This is a genomic window from Streptomyces sp. ID05-26A, from assembly GCF_033794685.1.
Classification (GTDB): domain Bacteria; phylum Actinomycetota; class Actinomycetes; order Mycobacteriales; family Pseudonocardiaceae; genus Lentzea.
Genome location: NZ_JARAYZ010000007.1, coordinates 278596 through 304639, shown reverse-complemented (window position 1 = coordinate 304639; position 26044 = coordinate 278596). Strand labels below are relative to the sequence as shown.

The following is a 26044-nucleotide window of genomic DNA, read 5'->3' as shown; positions in this document are numbered from 1 at the left end:
TTCTGTATGAAGATCAGCTGTCCATACCCTCGATCTTGTCCGCGATGCGGTCCGCCTGCACGGACCCCAAGGTGCGCAAAAGAGTGGCTGCCGTCGTCAGATGCCGACGCGCCCCAAAGACGTCGCCGCGAGCCAGATCGAGATCGGCTAGCGCCTCGTGGACCAGCGCCTGTTCAAACCGCGAGCCGAGCCTCACCAGCACGGCGAGCGCCGCTGCCAGGAGCGCGGCCGCGACCTCGAGATCGCCGAGGGCGGCACGTGCCTGGCCCAGCTGTGCGCGCGCCCGCGCCAGGTTGTACTCGTCGGGCGGATCAAGATCGCTCAGCAACTCGACCGACGACGCCAGAAACGGCACCGCCTCGGCAGGCTGGCGCAACGCCAGCAGCACCGCGCCCAAGGTGATCTCAGTCGTGGCGCGGCTGCGAATCCTCCCCAGCGCACGATAGGAGTCCACGATCTCCCGCAGCCGACTCTCCGCCTCGGCATACTGGCCCTGATCGACCAGAAGCAGCGTCAACGCCTTGCGTGCGCTCGTGGCTCCGCGGGAGTCCTGGTCGGCCTCGGCAAGCCGCAACGCCTTCCGCGCGTACCCCTCTGCCTGCGCGTAGTCACCCAGTTCACTACAGGAGCGGGCGAGCCGTTTCAGCATGCTCCGCTCAGCCCGCCTCTCACCCCACGCCCGCGCCGCGGCCAAGCCCTCGCGCTCCACCTCTTGAGCGAGCTGGAAATCCTTGCGGACACGCAGCAACGGCCGCGTCACGTCCGCGAGATGCCAGGCCAGCTCGGGGCGCCCCGCACTGCCCGCCGACTTCAACGCGGCCACGATGTTGCCCTGCTCCACATCGAGCCACGCCCAACTCCCGTCCACCGACTCCAACTCCTCCGGAAGCGCGAACGTGGGCGCAGTCGTAGTGAACGTGTACGCCTTGCGACGCCGCAATCCTGTCGCGGCCAATACCGCGGCCCGGGCCGCTCGCAGATACCACTCGCAGATCCGCATTGGCGCCGTCGCGGCGGAATCGGCCTCGCCGGCTGCCTCTGCCTGTTCGTGAGCATGCTGCCGAACAAGATCGTGAAACTGGTAGCGGTCTTCGCTGGTTTCCTGCAGCAGGTTCGCGTCCACCAGGACATCTATTAGCCGCGTCACCACGGAGACCGGAGCGTCGGCCAGCACCGCCGCCGCATGAGAGCTGAAAGCGTCCCCTGGGTGCAAGCTGGCCAGCCGGTACAACCGGGCAGGCTCGGCGGGAAGGTCGTGGAAGGACGAGTCGAAAACCGCGCGCACCGAGAGCTCCTCACTTTGCGATAGCGCGGTCAGCCGCGAGCCTCGCCGTGACAGGTCGCGTACTGCCCCCTGGATCGACCGCACCGGTCGCGACGACAGTTGCGCCGCCGCGACACACACCGCGATCGGCAGACCGCCGCACAGACTCACCAACCGCCGCGCCTGATCAGGCTCACGTTCAACGCGAGGTCCCCCGATCGACCGGCGCAGCAACTCAAGTCCCGACCGCAAATCCAGCGGCACCACCTCGATAGTCCGCGCACCACCTTGTGCCAGGCCCGCCAATCGTTTCCTGCTGGTCACCAGCACCACGCTCGCTGCCGAACCGGGGATCAACCCACGTACCTGCGCCGCAGAATGAGCATTGTCGAGAACCACCAACACCGCCCGCTGAGCCGTCCACGAACGCCACAACGCCGCGCGCTCCGACTCATCGGCCGGAATCTGATGCGGCGGGAAGCCCGCAGACCGCAGGAACGCGCCGAGCGTGCGTGACACCGATACTGGCTCCACCACCACGACACTCGCCAGATCGGCGAACAGTTGCCCACCCGTGAACCGATCGCGATGCGCGGCGGCCCACCGTAACGTCAGCGCCGTCTTGCCGACACCGGCAAAACCTGTCACTACAACAACCTCAGGCGCTAACCGCGATGTAACCGGATCCAGGAGCAAATCCAGCGCCGACAACTCTGCTTCCCTGTTTGTGAAATGTGTAGGCGGGGGCGGAAGCTGCTGCGGCACACGAGGTTCGAAGCCAGGGCCAGCGCCGAGATTGATGTCTCCATGGATGACGCCGGCCTGGACGACGCCCCCGCTGACAGTGGATCCGGCCAGCTCGTTGCCTACTTTGATCTTCGGAGATCGCCCGTACTGGTCATCTGACTCGACACCCGCCATCGTGTCCTCACCGCCCCGCACAGCGCTCTGCGGTACGACCGTACGGTATTCCTGTTCCTTGAAACACTCATTTGGGCACGTCTCACCCGGCTGACCTACCAGCCTCAAGCGTCGTGAGCTGGTGTTAGTCCGATGAGTCACTGCTAGAAGGTGGTACTCGCGATTTGCGTGAGGACCCAGGTTTGATCCGGTCTTGGCGGCCGGGCCAGGCGGTTGTGTCGATCAAGCTTCGGGTGTGATCGGTGGACAAGGCCGTGATCGGGATGTCGAGGATCGCCTGGGAACTCGACCGCATGAAGATCCGTCACGGGAAGGGCTCTAGCCAGGAGCTAGTCTTCAAGGCCGCCTGTTCGAGGAGTCTTCGGCCACGGTCGGAGGCACCCCGTAGTCCACGGCGCCGGTACCGTTTCGTGGTGTGACCGCCGAGAACACTTCCGCCGAAACGACGCGCTGGACGATCCACGAAGAACGCCTCGTGGACGATACTCGCAAGCTCAACATCAGCATTGCGCATGTTGAGCTCCCAGACGGTGTTCACTTCGAGCAATGGGTTCTGCGGATGCCCAAGGCCGTCATGACGCTGGTTTTGGACGATGCTCGTGAGAACGTACTGATGATCTACCGGCATCGCTGGATCATGGACCAGTGGACCTGGGAGCTCCCCGGCGGCTACCTGGACCCGAACGAGGACCCGGCTGCCTGTGCTGAGCGTGAAGCCGTCGAGGAGACGGGCTGGAAGCCTCGCAGTGTGCGCCTGTTGACTACATTTCAGCCACTCACGGGAACGGCTGATTTTGAGAATCTGATCTACCTCGCGGAAGGCGCGGAAGACACCGGACAGCAAGCTGATATCAACGAGTCCGAGCGCGTGGCCTGGATTCCGCTGTCTGCGATCAAGGACATGATCGCGAAGAGGGAGATCATCGGGGCCGCCGCCCAGGTCGGCCTACTTCACGTCCTTGCGTTCGGATAGCACGATGCCGGCCGCTGCCATCTCCACGTAGAGCGTCTGCACCGCAGGCTCCGCACGGAATGGGTGGAGCCTGCGACCTATGTCCTTCAGGTATGTCACCGTCCGCACTGAGTTCATGTTGCCTGCCATGTGCAAGGCCGCGGTGCCGACCTCACATGCTTCCTCGACCCGCTGTTGATCGGCGAGTATCGACGCGAGCAATGCTGTGTTGAACAGCCGCCCGCGATCGTATCCGTCGGTCATTTCCAAGGAGCGCCTGGCGAATCGCTCTGCTTCCTTCGGTCGGCCTAGGTCTCGGAAGCAGTGCGCAAACTTCGCAGCCATGTATGCGGCGTCGAAGTACCGCAACCACTCTGGTATATCGGGCCCTGTCGACGAGAATGACGCCTCTGCATCCCCGAGCGCGGCAAGGCATCCGCTCGTGTCGTGTCGCAGCGCAAGTCCGTGAGCTTCCATTACCGCAGATTCAGCCATGAGGGCGGCGATACCGGTCCTGGCAGCGTTGTCGCGCGCTGCCCGCGCCAAGTCGACGGCCACGATCGGCGCACGAAAGAACGCCGCATGGTGGCTCAGCCCAGCCAGCATTTCAGCGGTGAGCGCGTTGTCTCCAACATTTTGGCAGAGCTGGAGTGCCTGGCGGAGATGCTTGCGTCCAGAACCGAGATCCCCGACGTCGTAGGCCATCCATCCGGCAAGCTGGTTGAGTTCCGCGACCGCGCCGAAGAGCTGGCGCCTCATACCCTCGTGGAACCGGCCATCGCGTAACAATGGCGCTGCCTCGCCGACGAGATAATGACTTACGGTTGACCGGGCATGTCCACCACCGAATCTGTTGTCGAGCTGACGGAACGTTCGTGTCATGGCTCGCAACGTCGCGACGTCGGCAGCACCAACAACACGCGCAACGATGCCTGCCGGTGGAGCGGTGAACCAGCCAAAGTCAGTATCAAATGTCGCGGTTGCGACACCGCGAACATGGTTATAGGCGACCTGGAGAGCAGGCTGTGACTCAAGGCCGCGATTTCCTCGAGGCTGCGACATCTTGAACCACAGAAGGTCCGCGGGGATAGCAAGCACCCCCGCGATGTGGATCAGCTGATCGAGCTTCGCGATTGGCTTGCCGGCTTCGAGCCGTGACAAGCCAGACTGGCTCATGCTTAGCCATCCCGACACAGTGTCCTGGTTGATGTCTGCCGGGTGATCGGGATGAGTTCGATATGCGCGGACGACCTGGCCCATGTGTCGCGCGTGCAGCGCTCGGCTGATCGCTGGGTCGTCCCAAAACGATCGATCAACCTCTGGAGGTCCTCCGAGAAACTCCGCCAACCTCTTCGTGCAAGCGGTGCAGGTCGAACCACGGTTGTCACGGGAAAGCTGCGTGCCGCAGCGGCACCAGCGCTTGCTGACGTGACCGTTCATGGATCGCTCCCCGACTGCGTTCCCCGACTACATGCCGCAGCAGCCCGCTAACGCTACGCGCCTGCAACCTACCCGCTTATGCAACTTCGGCATACGAGGGCACCCACTTTATGGCTGAACGTTTCCGCAGCTCAGGGGCACTCTGATCTAGGTCAAGCTTCACGGAATCGAGGAGATCAGCATGCGAATCGCAGGATTGAGGTGCTACCGGTGACGTGGTTTTGGATGGCCGCGATGTTCGGTGTACTCGGTTCAGCGATCACCTGCGTCAGCTGGATCGCTCATGCGTCTGCGGGCTGTAACGCCTGCTTCCGGCGCTCGCTCATGAACCCTGGGTGGAACGTGGTTCGCGCTTGGGTCGGACGCGCGTTGTGGGCCACGGCCTTGCGGGTAGTTGATTGCGCTTTCGGTGGCGAGCGCGCCAAGGAGGCCACAGCATGACGGTCGATTCGGTCTTCGTCGAGCCCAGTACAAGACGGTCGCCAGGTGGAAGGCGAGTTATCGGCTACGTCCACGCTCGCACGCCCTTCCAGAGCGCGCATGGGTTGAAGTCGATCACTGACTATTGCCAACGCGAGTGCCATGAGCTGGTCCACAACATCGAGGACGACTGCCCGCAGGACCACAATTTCGTGGATTGCCCGGCTTTCCTGGAGCTGATCGAGTACCTGACTCGCGACAGAGTCGACCTCGTGTTGCCCGCCCTGGGCCACCTCTCGACCAACGCGCTGGTGATCAGTTTGAGGCTCGATCGGATCGACGCGACTACTCGGCAGGTGTTGATAGTGCCCAACCAGCATGCCGACTTCCACGAGATGGGGACGTGACGGGTATGGCTGCTGCACGAAGCCTTGAGCAACGGCGCCCGCTCGTCGGCTACACCTCCGGGAAACGCGGGCGCGGTACCGGAGTTCCTGGCGGGCAGCGACGTTCTGAGCGCGGTGGGCCAGCGCCTCGCGCTCCGTCGTGTGCCCGCCCTTCAGCGGCGGCGAGGCCGGCAACCCCCGTGAGCCGACCTCGCCGTCTTCCACCCATACAAACCGAGCCCGAAGCGGGGAAGTTGACCATGTCCTTGCTACCCGACGATCCGCCGTGCTCACCCGATGGCACAGTGGGACTCGTTGCGCTCGCGACCGATCCGGGCTGGTTGGCCGCCCGTGACCGGCTTTCGGCGGCGCTGCGCTCAACCAGCCTTCCGACCTATGGCACGTCGGCTCGTCGCCGTCGCGGCGCGGCGCGGGAGAACCGGTGAGCAAGCACGCCTGGTGGGTTCATCCAATGGACAACCTCTCGCACGCCGTCTCGGACACCACCGGTCCTGGCGACGGCACGGTGGACGCCATGTGCGACCTGGTTCTCAACATCGAGAAGGCGGGCAAGTCGTCCAACGGGAACTTCTGCGTCCCGTGCTTGCGGGCTGTCGGCGAGACCGTGAACGACCACCGCTGGCGGTGACGGCCTTGGTCGCCCAGCACGTCTTCCGTGAGGGCAACGAGTGGGGCATGACCGTCGCCGAGTTGCTCGAGAACGCCGTCGCCGAAGGCCGGCCGCTGTATCTGAAGTGGAACGAGGAGGGCGCCGCTTGGGACTGGCCCGGCGGCTACGACGTTGCTGCCGAGACCATCGTGATGCCCGCGATCATCGACGGCACCGAATCCATTGCTGAGACCTCCAGACATCGCTTGGAGGAACAGTCGTGACAAGGCTGCACGCTCGCTGCGCCAGCCTGCGCGAGATCACCATCTTCGCCGCCTACCCCGCACTGGCGGTCACATAGATCGCGGGGACGCGCCACCCCTTCGCCTGCGCGGCGCGTCTCCGCCTCTCCATCTCCACCACACCACGGGTGTCTGCGGCATCCGGCGATCTCGGCTGCCCTGAACAACCCTGCTCACACCGGAGGTTTCGATGCGCGACCGGCTCTCGACGCCGCGCGACCGGCTGATGTACGCCGTTGGGAACGTCATCAACCACACGCCTGCATCGCGATCGCCACTGTGGACAGTCGATCTGGCTGATCCCAATGCGGTCCAGCGTGTCCTCAAGGACCATCTGGGGGATGACCATGCTGTTGTTGTGACGGGGACTCTGGATCGGAGACTTGTGCTGATCGAGCACGAGCCCGCAGGCGGCTCGTGGACGGTAGCCGACCTGTCTGGTCGTCCTCACGTTGGTCGCGACTGGCCACATTGGACGCACGGCAACGGTCTTCTTCTCGACACCCCTGGCGAATGGATCTCTACCGCGCAGGTCAGCGTGGAGGTTCAGTACCGGCTGCAGAGGCCGCAGCTGTTACTGGCTGCGCTCTACCACCCCGAATACTTCCCTCTGCCGCGGTTTCCGTTGGCGATCTCCGACCTTGCCCGCTCCGCCCGTGCTGCGCTGCTCGGGCAGGTGGAGCTCATGGACATGCAGCTCGGTGCGCAGCTGCACCAGATTGCCGAGCGAGTCGCCTCCGGTCAGGTCGACATCCTCGGGATCTCCGCGACCTTCGGTCAGCACGATCTGATGACCGAGCTACTGGACGCAGTGGCGGAGCTGGAAGCCCCGACGATGTTGGTGGCCGGTGGCAGTCTCACTGTGCGCAACGAAAAGATGCTGCTGGAGCGCTACCCCGACCTGATCATCAGCCGCGGGGCGGGAGAGGCAACCATCGCCGACGTGCTTGCGCATTGGCATAACGACCTCGATCTGGGACATGTGCGAGGAGCGGGCTACACAGGCGCGGTGCGCGGCGAGGGAGTGATGGCGATCAGCCGCCGCCGCAACGCGATCGTGCCCAATCTTGCGCAGGAGGACATCCTGCCCGAGCTTGATCTGCTCGACCGAACACTCGCCTGCAACGGGGTCGCGCAGCTGGAGTTCAGCAGGGGCTGCACCAATTTCTGCTCCTTCTGTCCCAGAGGCCATAAAGGACAGTGGTTCGGGGCAACCCCCGAGTCGATGCCCTGGATGCTGAAGGAGATCGGTGCGGTCTTCGACCGGCACCCTCATCGCAGCCGAACCCTCTACCTGGTGGACGAAGAGTTCATCGGCAGGGGTGAGGACGCGGTGCCCCGTGCGCTGCTGGCCGCAGACCTGCTGGCCGAGGCGGATTTCTCCTGGGAGACCTCTTGCCGTGTAGACCAGGTTGTGCGGCTGGACCGTGACGACGCCTGGCACAGGGAAAGGGCAGCAATGTGGCGCGGCCTCGTCGCCCGCCGACTGCGGCGCTGTCTATTCGGGGTGGAATCCGGTGTTACCTCGATCCTGGCGCGGTTCAACAAGGAGACGACAGGGGAGCAGAACGCCCTGGCGATTCGCACGCTGACAGCGCTGGGAGTACCGCCGCGGTTCACCTACATCACGTTCGACCAGCTCATGTCCGCGGATGAGCTCCGCGCGACCTACGAGTTCCAGGGCCGCACCGACCTACTGATGAAGCCGCAACCGCACCTCACGGTGGAGGAGATCGTCGATGGCGTGCGCGGCGACCTGTGGGTCGCCGAGCACACGACCGGCCGCCCGTTCCACACCGGAATCAGTTACATGCTGGTCGGGATGGAGTGCTTGATCGGCGCCGCTTACACCCGCCAGGCGGAGAAGGAGGGCCTCACCGGTCGAACTGATCCGTCGATGGGCCGAGTCGATGCCCGCTACAAGGACTGGCGCATCGGAATTCTCGCCCGTTGGTCGCAGCTGTGGATCGACCGGAACTTCCCGCTCGACTACACGCTCAAGAGCCTGGAGAAGATCCTCGACGGACCCGCCTACCGCAGTGTGCGCGACCTGCGTCGCGTACTCAAAGAGACGGCCTACTTGGTGCTAGGTGGCATGCTCAACGCCCTTGAAGCCACCGATATGGATGTCGAGGACCGGCAAGAGCTTGACGAGGTGTGCGCCGCGGTGGTCGACACGATGATCCGCCACCTGCGCTCCACGCTCGAACCAATGGTTACCGCCGTGTGCGACGACCTTCCCCCTGAGCAGCGCGACATCCTGGCGCGTGAGCACGACCGCTGGACCCGCAACCACGAGTGGACGCTCATCAACGCCGGCGACCCGTGCGGAACCTGACAAGGAGAACCACCACCTTGCCCACCCTGGAACGTCGGGTGCTTCCCGGCTTGAACAAGGAAGTCGCCACGATCGGCGCTGGATGCTGGACCATCGGTGGTCCAGCTACCAACAACGGCGTGCCGATCGGCTGGGACGGCGTCGACCCGCACGAGGCCTTCACTGCTCTGCTCAAGGCACATGAGCTCGGGGTCGACTTCTACGACACCGCGGACGTCTACGGCCTGGGCCGCTCGGAACGCCTCCTTGGCTGCTTGGTGCGTGAGGTTGGTCGCGACAAACTCGTGCTCTCAAGCAAGGTCGGATACTTCGCTGGCACCGGCCTGCACCCGTACCACCCCGACCAGATGCGCCACCAACTCTTTACGACGTTGGCCAATCTCGGCACGGACCGCCTTGATGCCTACTTCTTCCACAGCACCGACTTCGGCGAGAACGACCAGTACCTGAGCGACGCGGTCAAGCTCATGAGCGGCTGGCACGCGGACGGCACCATCGGCGCGATCGGAATGCGAGCGCCACACGTCTTCGCCGAGCAGTGGGCCGATGGCGACGGACCGCATTCCGCAGAGTCGGCTCGGTTTCTCAAGCTGTTCGAGGAGATCGCACCCGATCTCGTTCAAGCGCGGTTCAACCTGCTTAGCCCGCTCTACGGCCCCGACGAGACCGACATCTTCGAATTCGCTCGCCGGCATGACGTTGGCGTGCTGATCAAGCAGGCACTCGGCCAGGGCGTGCTCCTCGGCGGCTACGACCCTGACAGGCCGCCGACGTTCAGCCACACTGATCACCGCAGTACCGACCGAGCGTTTACCCCAGAGGCGTTGAGTGCTGCGGCCAGCAGGCTTGACCCGCTGCGTGATCGCTTCGGGCGCAACCCTGCAGCGCTGGCCCGCGTCGCGCTGCGCTACGCCCTGCACCACGCACCCGACTCGATCGTGCTCGCAGGCTTCCGCCACGCTGCACAGATCGACACGAACGTCACGTGCCTCGGCGACCCGTTGACCGACGATGAGCTCGCCGAGATCCGGACAATCCTGCACCCCACCACGAGGAAGGCGACCTGAAGTGAAGTACATCGAGGTCGAGAAGAAGTTCGTGCTGCCGACCCCGGACGCCCTCAAAGAGAAGCTAGTCGACCGCGGAGCCAAGACTGGCGAACCGACCAATCAGGTCGATGCCTACTACAACGCGCCGCACCGCGACTTCACCGCGCCTGAAGCGATCTCTGAGTGGCTGCGCGTGCGTACCGACAACGACGGCAACGCCTCCGTCAACTACAAGCTCTGGCCCACCGGCCGTCCGCACGCTGACGAGTTCGAGTCCTCGATCGGTGACGTTGAAGCGGTCCGCCGCCTGTTCAAAGCTCTCGGCTTCACCTCGCTGGTCACGGTGAACAAGACCCGCGAGGCCTGGACCCTCGACGACGTTGAGATCGCGTTCGACCACGTCGAGGGCGCGGGGACGTTCGTCGAGTTCGAGTACAAGGCGGAGACAGGGGCGCAGACGCCCGAGGAGGCACTGGCGTACCTCGACCAGTTCATCGCCGAGCTTGATGTCGAGCTCGGCGAGCAGGTCAAGCGCGGATACCCGCACATCCTGCTCGGTCGCGAGCGCTGATCAACGACATCCATTTCGGCCCTGCCTGCGGTACAAGGCGGGCCGAAATGTGTCAGGCAGCAGATCGCCCGTGACTTCGCGACTAGCGACGCCGACCCGTGCGACTGGCCGAGTTGACCCGTAGTTGGCTCGTCGAACAGGGCTTGCCAGTGGGGGAGCTGTTGATGCAGCCGCACGGCGACAAGAGACCGGCTCGGTTGGTGAAGCTGGAACGCCTGTTGGAGCTTCGACGGCACCGCACGATCGCTCTGGTCGTGGACGACGATCCCCGCGTGGTCAGCCAACTGCGAGAGGCCGGGCTCTCGGTTCATCACGCCACCTGGTCGCCCGGGGCTCCAGCGCTGGGCAATCAGTAGATCGTTCGAGGCAGGTACGTCCGGCTCGACCCGATCAGTAGCCGGGTCGAGCCGGACAGGTCAGAGCTCGGCTGCTTCCGATTGAGGTCCGTTCACCCAGGACCTGAACTGGCCCCACGCGATTGTCCCGAAAGCGAGCTGACCTCCGCTGGGAGCCTTGGAGTCACGTACACCTGCCTGGTCAGCTCCGAACCTGACCTCGACGCAGTTGCTCTCCTTGGGCTGGCTGTAGGAGGACTTGAACCATGGCGTGAACGCGATATCGGGTTGTACTGATGGCCCGTTCATCTCGTGAGCCGTTCCTTCCGCTGTTGCCGTCACCAACCGTCACAACGGCAGCGGCCCGCCCACGAAGTTGAGGAAGCTCAGCGCTTGATCCGACTCAAGTGCGATCTTTTCCTGCACGCGCCAGAGGTCCAGGTACCTCTTGACGATCTTCGGGTCATGAAGGACCGCCTGCTCGTCGTACCGTTCAGCGTAGACGAGGTGCAGCTCCGGTTCAGCTTGATATGTGGCGAGCTGGTAGTCGGCTTCCTGACCTTCGTAGAAGCCGTGGCTGAACGGTATGAACCGGAGACTCACGTTCGGCAACACCGCAACCTCAGCGAGGCGGGTGAGCTGACCTGCCCAGATCCCGGTGGTGTCCGAGATCGGGCTGACCCGAGCCAGCGCTGCCTGGTCAACGATGAACTCGAAGCGCTGGTCGGTGTTGGCGAGTACGTCTTGGCGGCGAACACGAAGGTCGACCAGACGATCGATCTCTTCAGCGGCGAGCCCAGCCGCTTCCATGAGGTAGCGCATCAGCTCGGGCGTCTGGAGCACACCCGGAATCAGCATGCTCGCCTTGCTGCGGATCAAGGTTGCGGTGCGGTCCATGTCGACCAGCTTGCGCATCGCCTCGGACTTGAACTTCCAGCGCAGGTCGGACTTCTTCGCCTGGGCGGCGCCGAGTTCGGCGTGATGCGCGATCTGCGTCCAGGTTGCCGCTTCGCCACCCAGAACGGATCGAAGCTTCTGCAGGAGTTCGGTCGTGAAGTTTTTCTGGCCGCGTTCCAGTTCGGCTTGCGTCGGCTGACTCCATCCGCATGCCGTTGCGACTTCGCGTTGCGTGCGTTCGCCACGCAGCGCTTCGAGCAGTCGACCGCACTGGATGTTGTGGATGAAGGCTGGCATCTCTGCGGACGCCATGCGTGTACCTCCTGAACAGAGCATCGGGCCCGACACGGGTACTACGGACAGTAGCAGGGCAACCATCACCGTATTGGGGCATTATCGGATTCCGATATCGGATTATAGACTGGCGATGCCAAACGTTCAGCTGGGCCTATGTGACGGAAGGTGGCGGATGATCTCCGATATCGAAAATTTCCAGCTCGGATCCCGCTGCCTCACGGGTGACTGGACCCTTCCAAGGCGCTCGCTGGTTGAGCGGCACGCCGGGAACCGGGCCTTGTTGCCGGCCCTTGTTCCCTCCACGCATGGCGTTGCCGCTATCCGATCCCAGCGAGCGGGGCGCGCCACGGCATGGGTTTCCCCGGCCCGGCCGTGGCGCTGCCTCAACGACGAGTGGAGGCGCGCGCATGGCGGGACCAACGGGAACAGTTTGCGTGGTCGTAAAACTGACCTTCGCGCAGGCCTCAGTGCTTGCGCGCGCGGCGGTAGTCGTGACGTCGGCCTTGGAGTGCAAGGAGATCAACGCTGCGGATCAAGGGCTGCGCGCGTTTCGTTGCGCAGTGGCCCTGGCTCTGTCACAAGACGTTGTCTGCGAAGCGGGCAGTCGCAGCCACAACCCTGAGAACGGCTCAGGCCTTCGGGTCAGTTAGTCCTAGAGGGAGGTCGCGGATGAGCAACCACGTGTTGTTCGGAGGACTTCGTCGGAACCTCGATGATCACCTCGAGCGGGTGTTGAGAGTCGCGGTCGACGGTGACGCTGGGGCGGCGCTAGCCGTGATGCGGCAGGACGTTCCGGGCATCGTCGCCGCGTTGCGAGCACTTGCGGAGGGGCATCAGGCGGACGAGAACGGCTATTGCGAGAAGTGTCGGAGCGGACCGTTCTGGCGTCGGGTGGCGGCGCCGTGTCGGATGCTGCTCGACGTGCACCTCGCGGTCACGGTGGCGGCGACGGCGCGCAAGTGTTCTGGCCCGCAGAGCCACAGACTCCGCTCGTCCTCTTAGGACCAATATTCCTAATAGCGTAAGGGAATGACATGCCAAGAAGGGTCTCCACCACACGCGGGCGCGAGTTCGGTGAGGGTGTGCGCGCGGTGGTTGCAGGCTCGGGACTGAGTTCGCGTCAGGTTGCCGAGCTGGTCGATTGCGACGAGAGCAAGGTCTCGGAGGTGTTGAACGGCAAGGTGTACCTCAGCAGACTGGAAGTTGCGGTGTTGCTGAGCGTATGCCGCCCGGAGGCTGCTGAGCGTAATCGGCTGCTCGCGTTGTATCCGACTCGGCACGTGCTGGGGTGGTGGCAGCAGTACGGGAAGTCCGCGCCGATCCGGCCAGGCACCGTGCTTGCTCACGTCGCCATGGCGAATGAGCTGATCGACTGGCAACCGCACGCGTTGCCGGTGTTCCTGCGGACCGATGACTACGCGCGTGAGCTGATGATCGCTTCCGCTACCGTGCCGCAGGAGGAGATCGACGAACGGTTGCGTGTGCAGGCTGAGATGAGGGACTTGCTCCGCGACCGTCTGGACTGCACCTTCTTCATCCACGAATTCGCTCTGCGGCTTCAAGTAGGGGAGCCTGCGGTACAGGCCGAGCAGATGCTTCACCTGACGATGATGGCGAACTGGTCGCACGTGAAGATCCGGGTTGTGCCTGCCTCGGTCGGCGCGCATGCCGGGATGACTGGGGCGTTCACGCAGTTGAAGTTCCCGAAGTACGAGCCTGTGGTCTGGCTGGAAGCCCTGAACTCACAGACCTTCGTGGAGATGAAGGATTCGATCGCCGGCTACACAGCGGTTGCTGACAAACTCGATGAAGTGAGCCTGTGCGAGCAGGCATCACTCGACATGATCAACAGACTTCAGTGCTGGTGATCTCCTTATGCCGAGGGATTTCCGGGCCACGACGCTTGAACGCGCCATCGGGCGGCAGCTGGCCGGATGGCGTGCCGGGCGCGACCTGAGCCTCGCCGAGGCCGGTCAGCGTGTGGGCTTCAGCAGTGCCAAGCTGTCCATGATGGAGAACGCGGTGCAGCCGTCGGCGCCCGTGGACGTCATGGCGCTCGGCTACGTCTACCAGGTGCCGACCCCGGAATGGCAGGCAGTGCTGCTTCGCGTGCAGCACGCGGAACAAGCGCGCGTACGCGTGCAGGACAACGGCCTTGACTTCGATCCGGCGGAGGACTTCGTCAAGCTGGTGTACGAGGCGACCTCGCTACGAGTGTTCACGACGGACCTTGTTCCGACGGTGCTTCAACTTTCCGGCTACACGAGCTGGGTTATGCAGAACGACGATCCGGTGCGGACAGCGCGGCTGGCGATGGTGCGCGAGGCCTGGGCGGCACGCCTGAATGACAGGGACCCGCTGACCGTCCACGCAGTTTTCCCGGAGGCGGTACTGCGGCAAGCGATCGGCGGGCCGCGGGTGATGAAGGCGCAGCTGCTGCACCTGATGGAGGTTAGTGACCACGAGGCGGTGAGCGTGCAGGTCGTGCCGCGCGATGCGGGAACGTATCCGGCGATGGGATCACCGTTCACGTTGCTGGGGTTTCCGCATCGGCAGCACAACGACGTGGCGTATCTGGAGACGTTCATCAAGGGCGAATACGTCGAGGAGCCGGGGCTGACCGAGCGGTGCGCGCAGCGGTTCGCGAGCCTGCAGGACGTCGCGTTGGGCGCAGGCGAGTCGCTCGAACTCATTGTCCAAGCGATAGCTGAGTTGGAACAGGTGGCATGTACCTGTTCATAGCGGAGTCGCATCGACCGAACGCCAGTGGTCCACCCTTCGTAGTAGGCGTAGACAATGTGGAGATCCGGCTCGGAGCTGACCGGGTCGGTGGTCGCGGCTCCTCAACCCCGCAGTAACGCGGCATGGCGTTGCACCTGGATGCCTGGGCCGCCTTCACGACTTGGGTGAGCGGCAGCGGTCACGCTGACGATGATCATTCCGCCTAAACGATTCACTCGGCGGCATGAAAATATCGCCGCTTCGTTGCCATCTTGGAGGGGCTCCAAGCGCTGCTTCTGCGGCGAAGATAGTGTGCCTGAGCAGGCCTATCTTCGACCGGGGGACGAGGCGATGGCGGCTGACTGGCTGTTGGTCGAGACGTTCGGTGGTCTCCGGCGCGAGCCGACGGTGCTGGCGGCCGGTAGCAGCCCGAAGAACATGGTGTCGATTCGGTCGGTTCTCGGTCGCGGCCCGTTCCTGCCCGATGTCCAGGGTGTGATCGTGCGCGTAGTGCAGAGCCGCGAGGCGATTGAGGCTCGAACGACAGTCGGCAAGCGGCGGGTGATCGCCCACCCGCTGCAGACCTACGGTGGCGTGATTCACGGAGTGCACGTGTGGGTGGGGCCGCTCGACGAGGATCCTCCTGTACGTGATGCGGCAGGTGCATGGCACATCAACCTCAGCCGGCACGTCAGCAGCAGGTCGGATGATCTGCTTCGGCTGTATGGGACGAGGGCCGACAAGTGGCGCAACGAGCACGACCTGGCTGAGCTCTTCACCTATCAGCGACTGCAGACGAACTCGGACGAGGCCAAGGCATTGGCGCTCATCGTCAACGCTAAAGCGGGTGCGGAGCACCTGGCCACGTGGACGGTGAACCGGGACGACGGTGTTCGGCGTGCGGTGCATTTCGCGTGCCGGTGCGTCGAGGTGAAGGCGCCCAACGGCCGGGTTGAGCTCATCGTCCGGGGGATCACCCACGACATCGGCCCGGCGGAGAGCGTGCCGGCCGCGCCTCCGCCCATTCCGGTCCTTCTCGCGCAGCAGGTACTCGCAGCGGAAGCGACGCCTGGGCGTTGGCGTGCGATCGTCGACCTGCGCACGATGCGGTTGCTGAAATGGCTCGACAACCCCATGCCGGGCGTGGCTTGGACGCTCGGTGCACCGCATCGCCCAGCTGTTCATCGAGCTGATCTGCGTATAGCGGTCGGCCTCTCCAACGACCTCGCGGTGAGCGGACGCGCCGAAGGCGTCTTGCGGGTTCGTTCCGAGGACGGAGGGTGGATGAAGGTCGCCGTCTCCGCTGCGCTCATGGCGCTTGATCAACACACCACCGCAGCGCTGGTCACCCTGACCGAGCCTGAACGTGGAATGGTCGGCTGAGTTGCCGGCCGCGGGAAAGGTGCTGGTTCGTGAGCAGCTTCGAGGGCAAGGTCGCGGTGATCACCGGGGCCGGTGCGGGCATCGGGCGAGCGCTGGCGATTGAGCTCGCGCGACGGGGCGCGCGGCTCTCACTGCTCGATCGCGATGCTGCCGCTTTGGAAGGCGCGGTCGCACGCTGCGAAGCGCACGGCGCACGAGTGCTGGCACAGGTCATCGATGTGACGGACTGGGACGAGATGCGGGCCGCCGCGAGCGCGGTCAACTCCGAGCTCGGCGGCGTCGACTCCGTGTTCGCGGCCGCTGGCATCATTCACCGTGGCAGCCTGCTCGACTCCGACGTGGCGGACATCGAGCAGGTGATGGCGGTGAACTGGCGGGGATCGATGTACACCGTGAAGGCCCATCTCCCGTTCGTCGCCGGTTCGGAGGGTGGCCGGATAGTCACGTTCTCCAGCGCGTTCGGTCTGGTGGCGACCTCGAAGTACACCGCCTACAACTCATCGAAATTTGCTGTTCGCGGCTTCAGTGAGGCGCTGCGCCAAGAACTCGCCGCGGCTGGCAGCGACGTGTCGGTGACGTGCGTCTTCCCGGGAGGCGTCCGAACCTCGATCGTGCGCAACGGCCTGTTCGCGGCAGGGGAGAACCGTGAGGCTGTGATCCGAGGCTTCGAGAAGCACGTCGCGCGTACCGACCCCGAGAAGGCGGCGGTGACCATCCTCAGCGGAGCTGAACGCCGTCGGGCGCGCGTCTTCGTCGGGACGGACGCACGTCTGGTAGCTGTCGTTGCACGCCTGCTCGGCGGCCACTACCAGGACTTGCTGCCTGCACTGGAACGACTGCATGAGCGAATGCGACCCCGGCGGCGATGACCTGCGAATCATGGTTCCGGTTGACGTGATCGGCACCCCTACCTAGGCTACTCCAATCGGACTATTCCGATTGGGTTGGCTTTGTCGCTATCGAGCTGATCCCTAGAACGCAGCGGTGAGGCAGTCGTGGGCTGCCCTCGAACGCGATCGGGGATCGACATGGCTCGGCGAACATCCTCTGTGAAGGCTTTCCCGCTGCCAGTGCGGCGTCGACTGATGCTGCTGGCTACCGCACCTCCTTGTGACGCACTTCGGGGTTCCGCCGGGGGAGGAGCGTCTCGATGAGCGGAAGCCGGCACGCGAATCCGCAGACGTTCGGGCAGGAACTGCGCACGCTTCGCGCGGAGCAGCAGAAGTCCTTGGCAGCGCTCAGCGCGGACTCGAACGTGAGCAGGAGCTATCTCGGCAACCTGGAGCATGACCGAAGCGTGCCGGGACCGGAGATCGCCGCCGCGATCGATGCCGCCTTGGGCGCAGGCGGTCGGCTCATCGAACTGGCCGCACCCAAGCCACGCACTCGACTAGCGCGAGATCGCGTGCGTCCAGACCAGCTGCCCGTGGCGATCCGCGGATTCACCCCTCGAACCGAGCTGATCAAAGAAGCGGAAGAGGCGCTGGCGGCGCACGCGGGGGTGATCGCGTTCGACGGTCCGGCGGGTGTCGGTAAGACTGCTTTCGCGGTGACCTGGGCGCACTCGATCGCCGACGCTTTTCCCGACGGTGTCCTGTTCGCCGACCTGCGCGGTTATGCAGCCGACCCGCCCGAGGCCCCGGCCTTCGTCCTCGGCGGGTTCCTGCGCTCGCTGGGTATCGCGCCGTCGGGCATACCGAGCAACCTGGCAGAACGGGCCGCGCTGTACCGAACCCTTCTCGCGGGCACCCGGACGCTGGTGGTGCTGGACAACGCCGTTGACGACGAACAGGTCAGGCAGCTTCTGCCGGGTTCAGCGTTGTCCTTGGCGGTGATCACGAGCCGCAACCGCTTGGCCGGTGTGGTGGTGCGGGAAGGCGCCGTGCGCATCACCGTGCAACCTATGACCGCCGACGAAGCGCATGAACTTCTTCGGTCGGTTGTCGGGCCCCGCATCGACACCGACCTCGACGCGGCACAGGTGATCGCGGATCGGGCTGGCCGGCTTCCCCTCGCGCTCCGGATCGCAGCGGAACGGGCAAGCCGCTGGCTGACCACACCCCTGCGGACGCTCGCCGACGAGCTTGCTCGACGCCAGCCACTGGACGTGTTCGCGGTCAACGACACTCTTGCCGTGCGGACCGTCCTGTCGTACTCGCATGACGCGTTGCCCCCGAAGATGTCCAATACCTTCCGGTTGCTGGGCCTGCATCCAGGCGGACCGGTTCGAATCGAAGCCGCGGCGGCTCTCATGGACCAGCCGCCTTCCCAAGCACTGGGCCACCTGTCCGCGCTGGCCAGCATCCACCTGCTCGACCAGACCACCGAGGACAGGTTCGTGATGCACGACCTTGTCCACTCATACGCCCTCGAACTCGCGCGGAAACACAACTCGCACGAAGACAACGCCGCAGCCCTGGAGCGACTGGTCCGCTCCTATCTGACCACCGGTGCCGCTGCCACCCGGATTCTCTGGCCGTCGCGTCCGAGAAGGGGGCTCAGTCTGCCCAAGAACGACCTGACAACACTGATGTTCCGCGACCCGGAGCAAGCGCTCAACTGGTTCGAGGAGGAGCTGCGTCTTCTGGTCCAGCTGGTGCGCTGCGGAGCCCGGTGGAATGTCACCTCTGTTGCCTACCTGCCTGTTGTGATCAGCGAGATGCTGTGTCATCGGCGTGCATGGTCCTGGTGGATGCCCGTGCTTTGGGAGGCGCTCGCGATGGCCCGCCAAGGTGGCCACCGAGACGCCGAAGCCTGGATCTTGGAAACGCTGGGCGACGCGAGCATCGACGCCGGCGACAAAGCGGCTTCGATTAATCTCTACCGGGAGGCCATGGCCATCCGCACCGAGCTGGATGACCGCGGAGGGCTCGCTATCGGGCACGTGGGGCTCGCCAAGGCATTCTCCAAGGTTGGCGCCTACGACGCCGCGATCGCTCACTGCGAAAACGCGCGGAAGATCAGCGTCGAAGTCGACGACATGTGGCAGTACTCGGTGGCGACCGCGCATCTCGCCATGGCGCGCGCTGCTCTCGGATTGGTTGGAGAGGCACGCGATCTGCTCAGCGCGACGCGAGCAGCGCTAGACGACGCCGGGGATCTCATGTCGTCGGGACGTGTGGCGATGTTGCAGGCAAAACTTGCTGAGACGGTCGGTGAACATGGCCTGGCCGTTCGGCACCTGGACGATGCGCTGAGGATCTTCGGCCGCGTCGGCGACGTGTGGAGCCAGGCGCACATCCACAGCCGCCTCGGTGCTCTGCATGCGGACTGCGGAGATCATCGGGCGGCACGCCGCGCGCGGGTTACGGGCGCCGAGCTGCTCACCGGCAACATCGAGCCCGCCGCCACGCGACTACGCGAGCAGGTGATCAGCAGCTTGGAAGAGGAGCGGTAGGGGACTTTCGCTCAGTTGGGCCGCAAGCAGTGATGGCGGAAGGGTGCGATGCGACGGTGGTAGCCGCGAACCACGGTTCATCAACAAGTGTTGGCGTAGTTGGAAGATTGAGTCCTATCACGACTTGTTGTGGAGTGAGGGCGCGCTGCGGAGTAGGTGCGCGGCGCGCCTGTTCTCACGCTCGTGGTTGACCGGTCGAACACATCTGGTTGCCGGGCGGGCCGGTGAGGTTCGGTCGTGTGGTGACGTAGTAGGCGTTGACGATCTCGTGCGGTCCATCCTTGAAGAACGGACGGCTGCCCCAGGGCGGGATGCAGGACGTCCCGGTGGTTCCTGTGCTCCAGTGGAACTTGATGAGGATGAAGCCGTCGCCGCAGTGCACGTAGCCGCCGGTCTGTTCGCCCTGCGGCAGGTCGAGCGAGTAGAAGCCGCAGGGTCGAGGAGAGATCGCGGATGCGGTGTTGCTGGGGGTGTCGATCATGCCGACGGCTGTCGCGGCGAGAAGCATGCCTGCTGCGGTGAAAGCGCGGGCGATGTTCGCGTTCACGGGGACTCCCTTGCGTTGAAGTGGTTGATTCAACTCAGTGTTGGGAGTCCACAGTGAACAGAAAAGGTGTCTTCTGTATCGCGGTGAACGCGAGACAGAAGACGGTCTATGGCAGCGGATCGAGATAGAGCCGTCCGCTCGCCTGGAGAGTCTTGGTGACGAGGACGTCGTTTGCCGTGTGCATCGCGGCCACGACCTGAGGGGCGCCCGCTGGTGCGTAGCGCAGCGCCGCGACAAGGAAGACGATGTCGTCGTGGGGCAGCATGAGCCGTGGTGTGGTGATGTGGTCGGTGCGCAGCGGGTAGGCGAGAACAAGGCCGAAGTCGCCGTACAGGTCGGCGCTGAGGTCATTTTCGGTGTGGCGCAGCAGTTCTTCCGCGGCTGTGTTCGGCACGAGCAGGTTGCACCACGGGTGCGGAGATTCCCACAGCCCGGCGTTGCGCAGGAGGGGTTCGCCGTCGGCGAGCCGGTTGACGAAGTCCCAGTAGCTCGCGGTCCGGGTGTTGGCGTCGCGGAAGCCGAGACTGTCGAGGCGGCCGTGGCCGGCGGAGACGCCGGTGAACGTGACCGCTTCCAGCTCGGCGACACGCTGCCCGTCACGGATCTTGAGCTGTCCTTCGACGTAGTCGAAGGCGCCGGTGGTGACGAGGTGCCGCTGGCTGGCGATGAGCTGGTCGACGGTGTCGTAGTGGAGTTTGTGCCATGTCACGGTGTCCGGAGCGGGCACAAGGCACACGGTGGCGCGGGTGATGATGCCGCTGCGGCCCCGGCCGGCGCGCACCGCGTCGAACACCTCCCGGTTGTCGTCCGGGCCACAGGAGACGATGGCGCCGCTGGGCGTCACGACGTCGAGACTGAGGAGGTTGTCGGTCTGCGCGCCGTGGTGGTGGCTCGCGCCGCCGAGGCCACCGACCGACAGGGTGCCGCCGACAGTCAGTTCCAGGTAGTCCGTGAGCACCGGAGGGGTCAGGCCGTGAGGCAGCGTCGCTCGGAGCACATCGCTCCACCGCGCACCCGCGTCGACGACCACGCGATCGGGACGGACGTCGTGAACGCCGTTGAGCTGGTTCATGTCGATCACCACGCCACCCGGCGCCTGAGCCTGGCCGCCGGTGGAGTGGCCCTGCCCGCGGGGCACGACCAGCAGGCCGTGCTCGCGGGCGTACCGGACCACGATGCTGATGTCGGCCGCGGAGACGGGGCGCAGCACTGCTGCGGGTAGGTGGTGGACTGTGCCGCCGTAGTCGTGCGCGGCCCAGCGCAGCGCGTCCTGGTCGGTGTCGAGCGTGCCGGCCAGTTCGGGAAGGGCCGCAAACGCTTGGCGCACTACTGGTCCTCCTTCAAGCTGTTGATCATCTGCTGGCGTAGTCGCGTCGCGGTGGGCTCGATGTTGCCGTTGAGCAGCTCCGCGGCGGCAGACCACGCTTCGTGGGCGGCGTGCTGATTGCCGCGCTCGGCCTGCAGGTCGCCGATGCGACTGTGGACGTGGGCCTGGCTCCACACATCACCGACGTGGCTGAACGTCTCCAGAGCATCGTCGAGGTGCCGCAGAGCGCGGTCGTACTCGGCCGTCGACTCAGCCAGGCCGGCGAGCAGGGTCGACGCGCATCCCGACGACATGAAGTCCTCGGTCTCGTCGAGGCTCTTCCTGACGAGCTCGAGTAGCTCGCGCGCGTCGGTGGTGGCGCCGCAGGCGGCTCTTGCCATCGCGAGGTGTGCGGTCGCGACCGCGTGCTCCCAGCTGTCGCCTGCGTCGTCGCTGATCTGGCGGGCGGTCTCGCAGTGCGCGATCGCGGTGTCGTAGTCGCCGAGCTGGCAGTAGGCCCGTCCGAGGCCGACATGGCCCGCGGCGATGCCGCTGCGGTCACCCAGCTCGGCGCGGATGGTCATCGCCTCCCGGTAGAGCTCGATCGACGAGGCAGCGTCGCCCGCGTCGATTCCGGCATCGGCCAGTGTCTCCAGCATCCACGCCTCGGCATCACGGTGCCCACCTCGGCGCGCCATCGCGAGCGCGTCGCGCAACGCGGGCACCCACCAGGACCAGGCGCGCCGGTGGAACAGCATCTCGTTAATCACCACCGGCAGGTAGGCCACGGCGGTGATGTTCCACTGCGCTCCGCACCGGACCAGCCGAACGAGCAACCGCAGCTCCTCCTCGAACCAGCGGATAGCGTCCGCAGGCCGCCGGAATGTCAACGTTGTCAGGTTGTGGCTGGGCAGGTCTGGTGGACGCCGGGGCCGGGATGGCCAGAGCAGTCGTGTCGCCGCCGCTCCGGTACGCAGGTAGGAGTCGATGAGCCGATCGAGGGCGGCGATGTTGGCTTCGTGCGGATTGTGCTCCAGGGCGAGTTCTTGGGCGTAGGAGTGGACGAGGTCGTGCATCACGAACTGATCCTTGGCGGTCAGCTCGATCAGGTGCACGCTGGCCAACGCTGATAGGTGGCCCAGTGCGAACTCTGGTGGGAGTTCGGTGAGCGCCGCCGCGGCCTCGATACGGATCGGCCCACCGGGATGCAGCCCCAGCAGCCGGAACGTCGTTGCCATTTTTGCGGGCAGCGCGTCGTGGGAGTAGGACAGCACCGTCCGCACGGCCAGGGTGTCGTCGACGGCGAACACGTCGAGCGGCTGGCGCCGCGTGAGTTCGTCGGCCAGCGCGCTCAGCGGTGTGTTGCGCGTCAAGTTGGCGCGTTCGGCCGCGATGCGCAGGGCGAGCGGGAGTCGTCCGGCCCGGTCGGCGATAGCGCGCGCCGCGGCGGGGTCGACGTCAAGCCGCGGCCCGATCACCGATCTGAGAAGCTCGTGCGCTTCGGTCGCGCTCATTGGCTGGATGGTGAGGCGGACCGCGCCGTGGTGCACGACCGCACCCGACAAGCGGCTGCGGCTGGTGATCAACGCGAGCGAGGTTGCCGAGCCTGGCAACAGCGGGCGGATCTGCTCGGCGTCGAACGCGTTGTCCAGCACCACCAAGGTTCGGGTGCCCTCCAGCAGGGTGCGATATAGGGCCGCCCGCCCGCCGAGGTCGCTGGGGATTTCCGACGGGGAGGCGCCGAGTGAGAGCAGGAAGGCGCCGAGCACGACCGCGGGGTCTTCGGGCGGGCCGGCGGCGTAGCCGCGCAGGTCGGTGAACAGCACACCATCCGGGAAGTCCGCAGCGATCTCGTGCGCCCAGGTGACCGTGAACGCTGTCTTGCCCACGCCGGCCGGGCCGTCGATGGCGATCACGCCCTCGTGCACGGCCAAGGCTGCCTCGGCCTCCTCGCGCACCTCCCGGCGCGCTACGAAGCCGCGTACCGCAGCCGGAAGCTGCGCGGGGCGCACGCGCTCGCGCGTCGCCCTGGAACGGGGCTTGGGCACGACAAGCTCGACGAGCCGACCGCTGGCGCCGAGCGCATCGTCGATCGCCGCGGCGACCTCGGGGCTGGGTACGCTGCGGTCGTGTTCGAGGTTGCTGAGATAGCCCCGGCTCACGCTGGACTCAGCACTGAGCAGGGTCAGCGACTTTTTCTGCGCATCACGCAACTCACGCATTCGCCGACCGAACGTCTGGCAATTCGTTTGGATATGTTCATTCTTCGACCCCCCGGTCGTGTGGATAGCTGTCTTCTGTCTCTTGTTCATCGCGATACAGCTCCCCCCTAGCGGTTCCCCCTTGAACCTGCCAACACTGAACGTTGTCAACTGACCACAAGCAGTGGAAACAGCAGGTCCGAGGAGGTGAGGGTATGCAGACGACACGTTGCTACGTCACGTATTCCACGCAACCACGCGTACGAAGTCACCCGGTCGAACGACAACTTTCGTCGGTCATCCGAAACGAATTCGCATTCTGCGCTCGTCACAGGAGGCGCAATGTCGCTCTGGCTGACCTATGGCCTTCTCGGCGCGGTTGCGGGCCCCGTCGTCACCGTTGTTGGCCGTTGTGTGGCGCTGCGCGAGCCACTGTCGTGGAGTCCAGCTGTCCGAAGCGAATGGGCGGCGATGCTCGCGGCAAGCGCGCTGCTGAGCCTCGCGCTGGTCGAGGTCGCCGAGCGACAGCCCGCAGCAGCGGGCGCGATCTCGTGGCTTGTGATCATGGGCTTACTGCTCACATCGATCGACTGGGCGTGCCACCGGCTTCCCCAGATCCTGGTCGGCACACTGCTCGGCGGAGGCGTCATCCAGCTCGGTCTCGCCGCACTCGTCCAACACGACGGTGCCGGACGCGTACTGAGGGCTGGCAGTGCTCTTGCGGCGGTCTTCGCGGTCACGGTGACGATGGCGTTGGTGTCACCGCAGGGCTGGGGTGCCGGCGACGTCACCCTGTCCGCCACAGTCGCGTTCTTCCTCGGCTGGTTCAGCTGGTCGCACGTGGCCATCGGGCTCGGCCTAGCGCTCGCACTCGGCGCGGTCACCTTCGGTGTGCTGCGCGCGAGAAGAGCCTACTGGCAAGGACTGCAGATCCCCCTCGGACCAGCGCTGGTCTTCGCACCGGTCTGCACGATGCTGCTGATGTAGCGGAGGCCTCCTGATGTGCCTGCCGTTCAGAGAAGACGATCCCGCGATCCTGTACGGGGCACTACCGACGCTGCTGCACGCGATCGCGCTGTTCGCCCTCATCTTTGCTGCCACTCTCGGAAAAGACCTGCGCCCGCACACCCCCATGTACGCCGGGCGCGCCGGTCGAGGCGGACCCCGTCCCCCCTCGGGGTCCGCCTCGGCACCACTGTTTAAGTTCCCGGTTTGGAGGCCGCGGTGAACCCCACGACACGATTGGTGATCACGGCGAGCATGCTGGTCCTGCTCGGAGCCTGCGGCGCCCCGCCGGCCACGACGACGAAGGCGCCGACGACGGCCTTGCCGCCGTCCTCGGCGATCAACCCGGCAGACGCCGCACGCAACGAGGCTGTAGCCGTCTATCTGAAGATGTGGAGTGTCTTCTTCTCCGCGGGCAGCACCTCGGATTGGCAATCCCCCACGTTGGGCCAGCACGCCGTCGGCACTGCCCTCAACAAACTCACCGACGGACTTCGTCGTGACCGCGACCGTGGTGTCGTTACCAAAGGGGAGCCGACCCACGACACCAGTGTGTCCTCAATGGAGCCCCCGGTAGACCCGAAAAAGGTCGTTGTCCGTGATTGCAGCGACTCGTCGAACGCGCTGAAGTACCGAGCCGACAACGGTGAGCGCGTCGGCAACACGCCTGGTGGCCGTCAGCGGATCGACGCGATCGTGGAGAAGCAGCTGGATGGCGTGTGGAAGGTTTCCGATTTCGGGGTGCACGAGGTGGGATCATGCGACTGACAACCCGGCACGCCCTAGCCGTCGCTGCCCTCGCACTCACGGGGGTTACATCTGCTGCCCCACTCGCGTTCGCATCCGGGGACGGTGGCTACGGAAGCGTCGACTGTATCCAGACCCCTTCAGCGGCGTGCGACATCGCGGCGGGAACGCGCCCGAACCGGCCAACCCTCAACGGCCAGCAGCCGATAGGCACATACGACGACAGCGCTGCCACCGAGAGCGAGTTCGGCTGTCGGTACGTGCCGGTGGACTATCCCGCACCGAGCGGCCCGTCGCCGGAACCTGGCGGCTGGTTCATGGTGTTGTGCAGTCCCGACGGTAAGGATCCTGACTCGCACGGTCCGGTGTGGGTTCCCGCGGGTGCGGGCACGCCGCCGACGTTGAGTCCGGAGCAGGTCGCGCAGATGGCGCGCAAGCAGTTGCGGTTGCCTGCTCCGACGATTACGGCCAGTCCGTCCGGGACGCAACTGGTGCACTTGCCCACGTGGCTGTGGCTGTCCGCGGGGTGGACGGATTCGGCCGCAACCGCATCGGTGCCGGGTGTGTCGGTGACCGCGGTCGCGACGCCGGTGACGGTCAGCTGGTCGATGGGGGACGGCACCATCGTGACGTGCACCGGGCCCGGTACCCGGTATCAGGCCGATGCCGACCCGAAAGCGAGCTCGCCCGACTGCGGGCACACCTATCGCCGCTCCTCCGCTCATGAGCCAGGACAGGCTTTCGCCGTGTCAGCCACCGTGCACTGGACCGTCAGCTGGTCCGGCGCCGGCCAGAGCGGCACTTTCCCGGACCTGACCACCACGAACTCCACGACGTTCCGGGTCGCTGAGTCACACGCCCTGAACAACGGGTCCCGCTGACCTTCAACTGAACCCCCTTCCCTCAACCGCTCGCTGATGCTCATTCGCGACGCGGCGCACTACTCCCATGCCTT

24 protein-coding genes are annotated in these 26044 nt (G+C 65.2%); 17 read left to right on the top strand and 7 right to left on the bottom strand.

Translation table 11 applies throughout. The annotated features are described in order from the left end of the window. Positions 1 to 13: 13 nt before the first annotated feature. Positions 14 to 2185: a hypothetical protein gene (locus PV646_RS41185; RefSeq protein WP_500348195.1), complete on the bottom strand. Its 2172-nt coding sequence runs from the start codon at positions 2183 to 2185 to the stop codon at positions 14 to 16. A 415-nt stretch (positions 2186 to 2600) separates the two neighbouring features. Here PV646_RS41185 and PV646_RS41180 point away from each other — a divergent pair, with 415 nt between their 5' ends. Next, positions 2601 to 3158 (top strand): NUDIX hydrolase, encoded by a 558-nt coding sequence (locus PV646_RS41180; protein WP_500348193.1) that lies wholly within the window; start codon positions 2601 to 2603, stop codon positions 3156 to 3158. On the opposite strand, the gene PV646_RS41175 is transcribed toward PV646_RS41180, so the two are convergent. Continuing rightward, positions 3132 to 4577, bottom strand: coding sequence for a helix-turn-helix domain-containing protein (locus PV646_RS41175; RefSeq protein WP_500348191.1), 1446 nt, complete (start codon positions 4575 to 4577; stop codon positions 3132 to 3134). The genes PV646_RS41180 and PV646_RS41175 overlap by 27 nt on opposite strands. A 437-nt stretch (positions 4578 to 5014) precedes the next feature. On the opposite strand from PV646_RS41175, the gene PV646_RS41170 reads away from it, so the two are divergent. From PV646_RS41170 to PV646_RS41140, 7 genes are all read left to right on the top strand, one after another. Beyond that, the gene (locus PV646_RS41170) at positions 5015 to 5404 is read left to right on the top strand and encodes a hypothetical protein (protein ID WP_500348189.1); all 390 of its coding nucleotides are present in this window, start codon (positions 5015 to 5017) and stop codon (positions 5402 to 5404) included. A 421-nt stretch (positions 5405 to 5825) separates the two neighbouring features. After that, positions 5826 to 6032, top strand: coding sequence for a hypothetical protein (locus PV646_RS41165; protein ID WP_500348187.1), 207 nt, complete (start codon positions 5826 to 5828; stop codon positions 6030 to 6032). 47 nt (positions 6033 to 6079) lie between these two features. After that, positions 6080 to 6277, top strand: a complete 198-nt coding sequence (locus PV646_RS41160) for a hypothetical protein (protein WP_500348185.1) — start codon at positions 6080 to 6082, stop codon at positions 6275 to 6277. Positions 6278 to 6485: 208 nt separating this feature from the next. Continuing rightward, the gene (locus PV646_RS41155) at positions 6486 to 8633 is read left to right on the top strand and encodes a B12-binding domain-containing radical SAM protein (protein ID WP_500348183.1); all 2148 of its coding nucleotides are present in this window, start codon (positions 6486 to 6488) and stop codon (positions 8631 to 8633) included. A 17-nt stretch (positions 8634 to 8650) separates the two neighbouring features. Beyond that, positions 8651 to 9700: an aldo/keto reductase gene (locus PV646_RS41150; RefSeq protein WP_500348181.1), complete on the top strand. Its 1050-nt coding sequence runs from the start codon at positions 8651 to 8653 to the stop codon at positions 9698 to 9700. Between the two features lies 1 nt (position 9701). Next, positions 9702 to 10253: a class IV adenylate cyclase gene (gene cyaB / locus PV646_RS41145; protein WP_500348179.1), complete on the top strand. Its 552-nt coding sequence runs from the start codon at positions 9702 to 9704 to the stop codon at positions 10251 to 10253. 98 nt (positions 10254 to 10351) lie between these two features. Continuing rightward, on the top strand, positions 10352 to 10609 hold the full coding sequence (locus tag PV646_RS41140) for a phosphatase domain-containing protein (RefSeq protein WP_500348177.1): 258 nt from the start codon (positions 10352 to 10354) through the stop codon (positions 10607 to 10609). A 60-nt stretch (positions 10610 to 10669) separates the two neighbouring features. Here the strand turns inward: PV646_RS41140 and PV646_RS41135 are convergent, their stop codons facing one another. Further along, positions 10670 to 10897, bottom strand: coding sequence for a DUF397 domain-containing protein (locus PV646_RS41135; RefSeq protein WP_500348293.1), 228 nt, complete (start codon positions 10895 to 10897; stop codon positions 10670 to 10672). Positions 10898 to 10936: 39 nt separating this feature from the next. Then, positions 10937 to 11797, bottom strand: a complete 861-nt coding sequence (locus PV646_RS41130; protein WP_500348176.1) for a helix-turn-helix domain-containing protein — start codon at positions 11795 to 11797, stop codon at positions 10937 to 10939. A gap of 654 nt (positions 11798 to 12451) precedes the next feature. On the opposite strand from PV646_RS41130, the gene PV646_RS41125 reads away from it, so the two are divergent. From PV646_RS41125 to PV646_RS41100, 6 genes are all read left to right on the top strand, one after another. After that, on the top strand, positions 12452 to 12784 hold the full coding sequence (locus tag PV646_RS41125) for a hypothetical protein (RefSeq protein WP_500348175.1): 333 nt from the start codon (positions 12452 to 12454) through the stop codon (positions 12782 to 12784). A gap of 32 nt (positions 12785 to 12816) precedes the next feature. After that, complete coding sequence (locus PV646_RS41120; protein ID WP_500348173.1) at positions 12817 to 13650, top strand: helix-turn-helix domain-containing protein; 834 nt, start codon at positions 12817 to 12819, stop codon at positions 13648 to 13650. Positions 13651 to 13657: 7 nt separating this feature from the next. Continuing rightward, positions 13658 to 14524, top strand: a complete 867-nt coding sequence (locus tag PV646_RS41115) for a helix-turn-helix domain-containing protein (RefSeq protein WP_500348171.1) — start codon at positions 13658 to 13660, stop codon at positions 14522 to 14524. Between the two features lie 330 nt (positions 14525 to 14854). Further along, positions 14855 to 15886: a GAF domain-containing protein gene (locus tag PV646_RS41110; RefSeq protein ID WP_500348169.1), complete on the top strand. Its 1032-nt coding sequence runs from the start codon at positions 14855 to 14857 to the stop codon at positions 15884 to 15886. A 29-nt stretch (positions 15887 to 15915) separates the two neighbouring features. After that, positions 15916 to 16755: an SDR family NAD(P)-dependent oxidoreductase gene (locus PV646_RS41105; RefSeq protein ID WP_500348167.1), complete on the top strand. Its 840-nt coding sequence runs from the start codon at positions 15916 to 15918 to the stop codon at positions 16753 to 16755. Between the two features lie 281 nt (positions 16756 to 17036). Beyond that, a complete protein-coding gene (locus tag PV646_RS41100; RefSeq protein WP_500348165.1) occupies positions 17037 to 19283 on the top strand; it encodes a helix-turn-helix domain-containing protein in 2247 nt (748 codons plus the stop codon). A gap of 175 nt (positions 19284 to 19458) precedes the next feature. On the opposite strand, the gene PV646_RS41095 is transcribed toward PV646_RS41100, so the two are convergent. From PV646_RS41095 to PV646_RS41085, 3 genes are all read right to left on the bottom strand, one after another. Continuing rightward, positions 19459 to 19830: a DUF6355 family natural product biosynthesis protein gene (locus PV646_RS41095; RefSeq protein WP_500348163.1), complete on the bottom strand. Its 372-nt coding sequence runs from the start codon at positions 19828 to 19830 to the stop codon at positions 19459 to 19461. A 106-nt stretch (positions 19831 to 19936) separates the two neighbouring features. After that, positions 19937 to 21157 (bottom strand): FAD-binding protein, encoded by a 1221-nt coding sequence (locus PV646_RS41090; protein ID WP_500348162.1) that lies wholly within the window; start codon positions 21155 to 21157, stop codon positions 19937 to 19939. Then, a complete protein-coding gene (locus tag PV646_RS41085; RefSeq protein WP_500348160.1) occupies positions 21157 to 23358 on the bottom strand; it encodes a helix-turn-helix domain-containing protein in 2202 nt (733 codons plus the stop codon). The genes PV646_RS41090 and PV646_RS41085 overlap by 1 nt, the downstream gene beginning before the upstream one ends. Positions 23359 to 23679: 321 nt before the next feature. On the opposite strand from PV646_RS41085, the gene PV646_RS41080 reads away from it, so the two are divergent. The 3 genes from PV646_RS41080 to PV646_RS41070 all read left to right on the top strand — a co-directional run bounded on the left by PV646_RS41080 (position 23680) and on the right by PV646_RS41070 (position 25970). After that, on the top strand, positions 23680 to 24324 hold the full coding sequence (locus tag PV646_RS41080; protein WP_500348159.1) for an A24 family peptidase: 645 nt from the start codon (positions 23680 to 23682) through the stop codon (positions 24322 to 24324). 225 nt (positions 24325 to 24549) lie between these two features. Further along, positions 24550 to 25110, top strand: coding sequence for a hypothetical protein (locus PV646_RS41075; RefSeq protein WP_500348157.1), 561 nt, complete (start codon positions 24550 to 24552; stop codon positions 25108 to 25110). A gap of 344 nt (positions 25111 to 25454) precedes the next feature. Further along, positions 25455 to 25970: a hypothetical protein gene (locus PV646_RS41070; protein ID WP_500348155.1), complete on the top strand. Its 516-nt coding sequence runs from the start codon at positions 25455 to 25457 to the stop codon at positions 25968 to 25970. Positions 25971 to 26044: the final 74 nt, after the last annotated feature.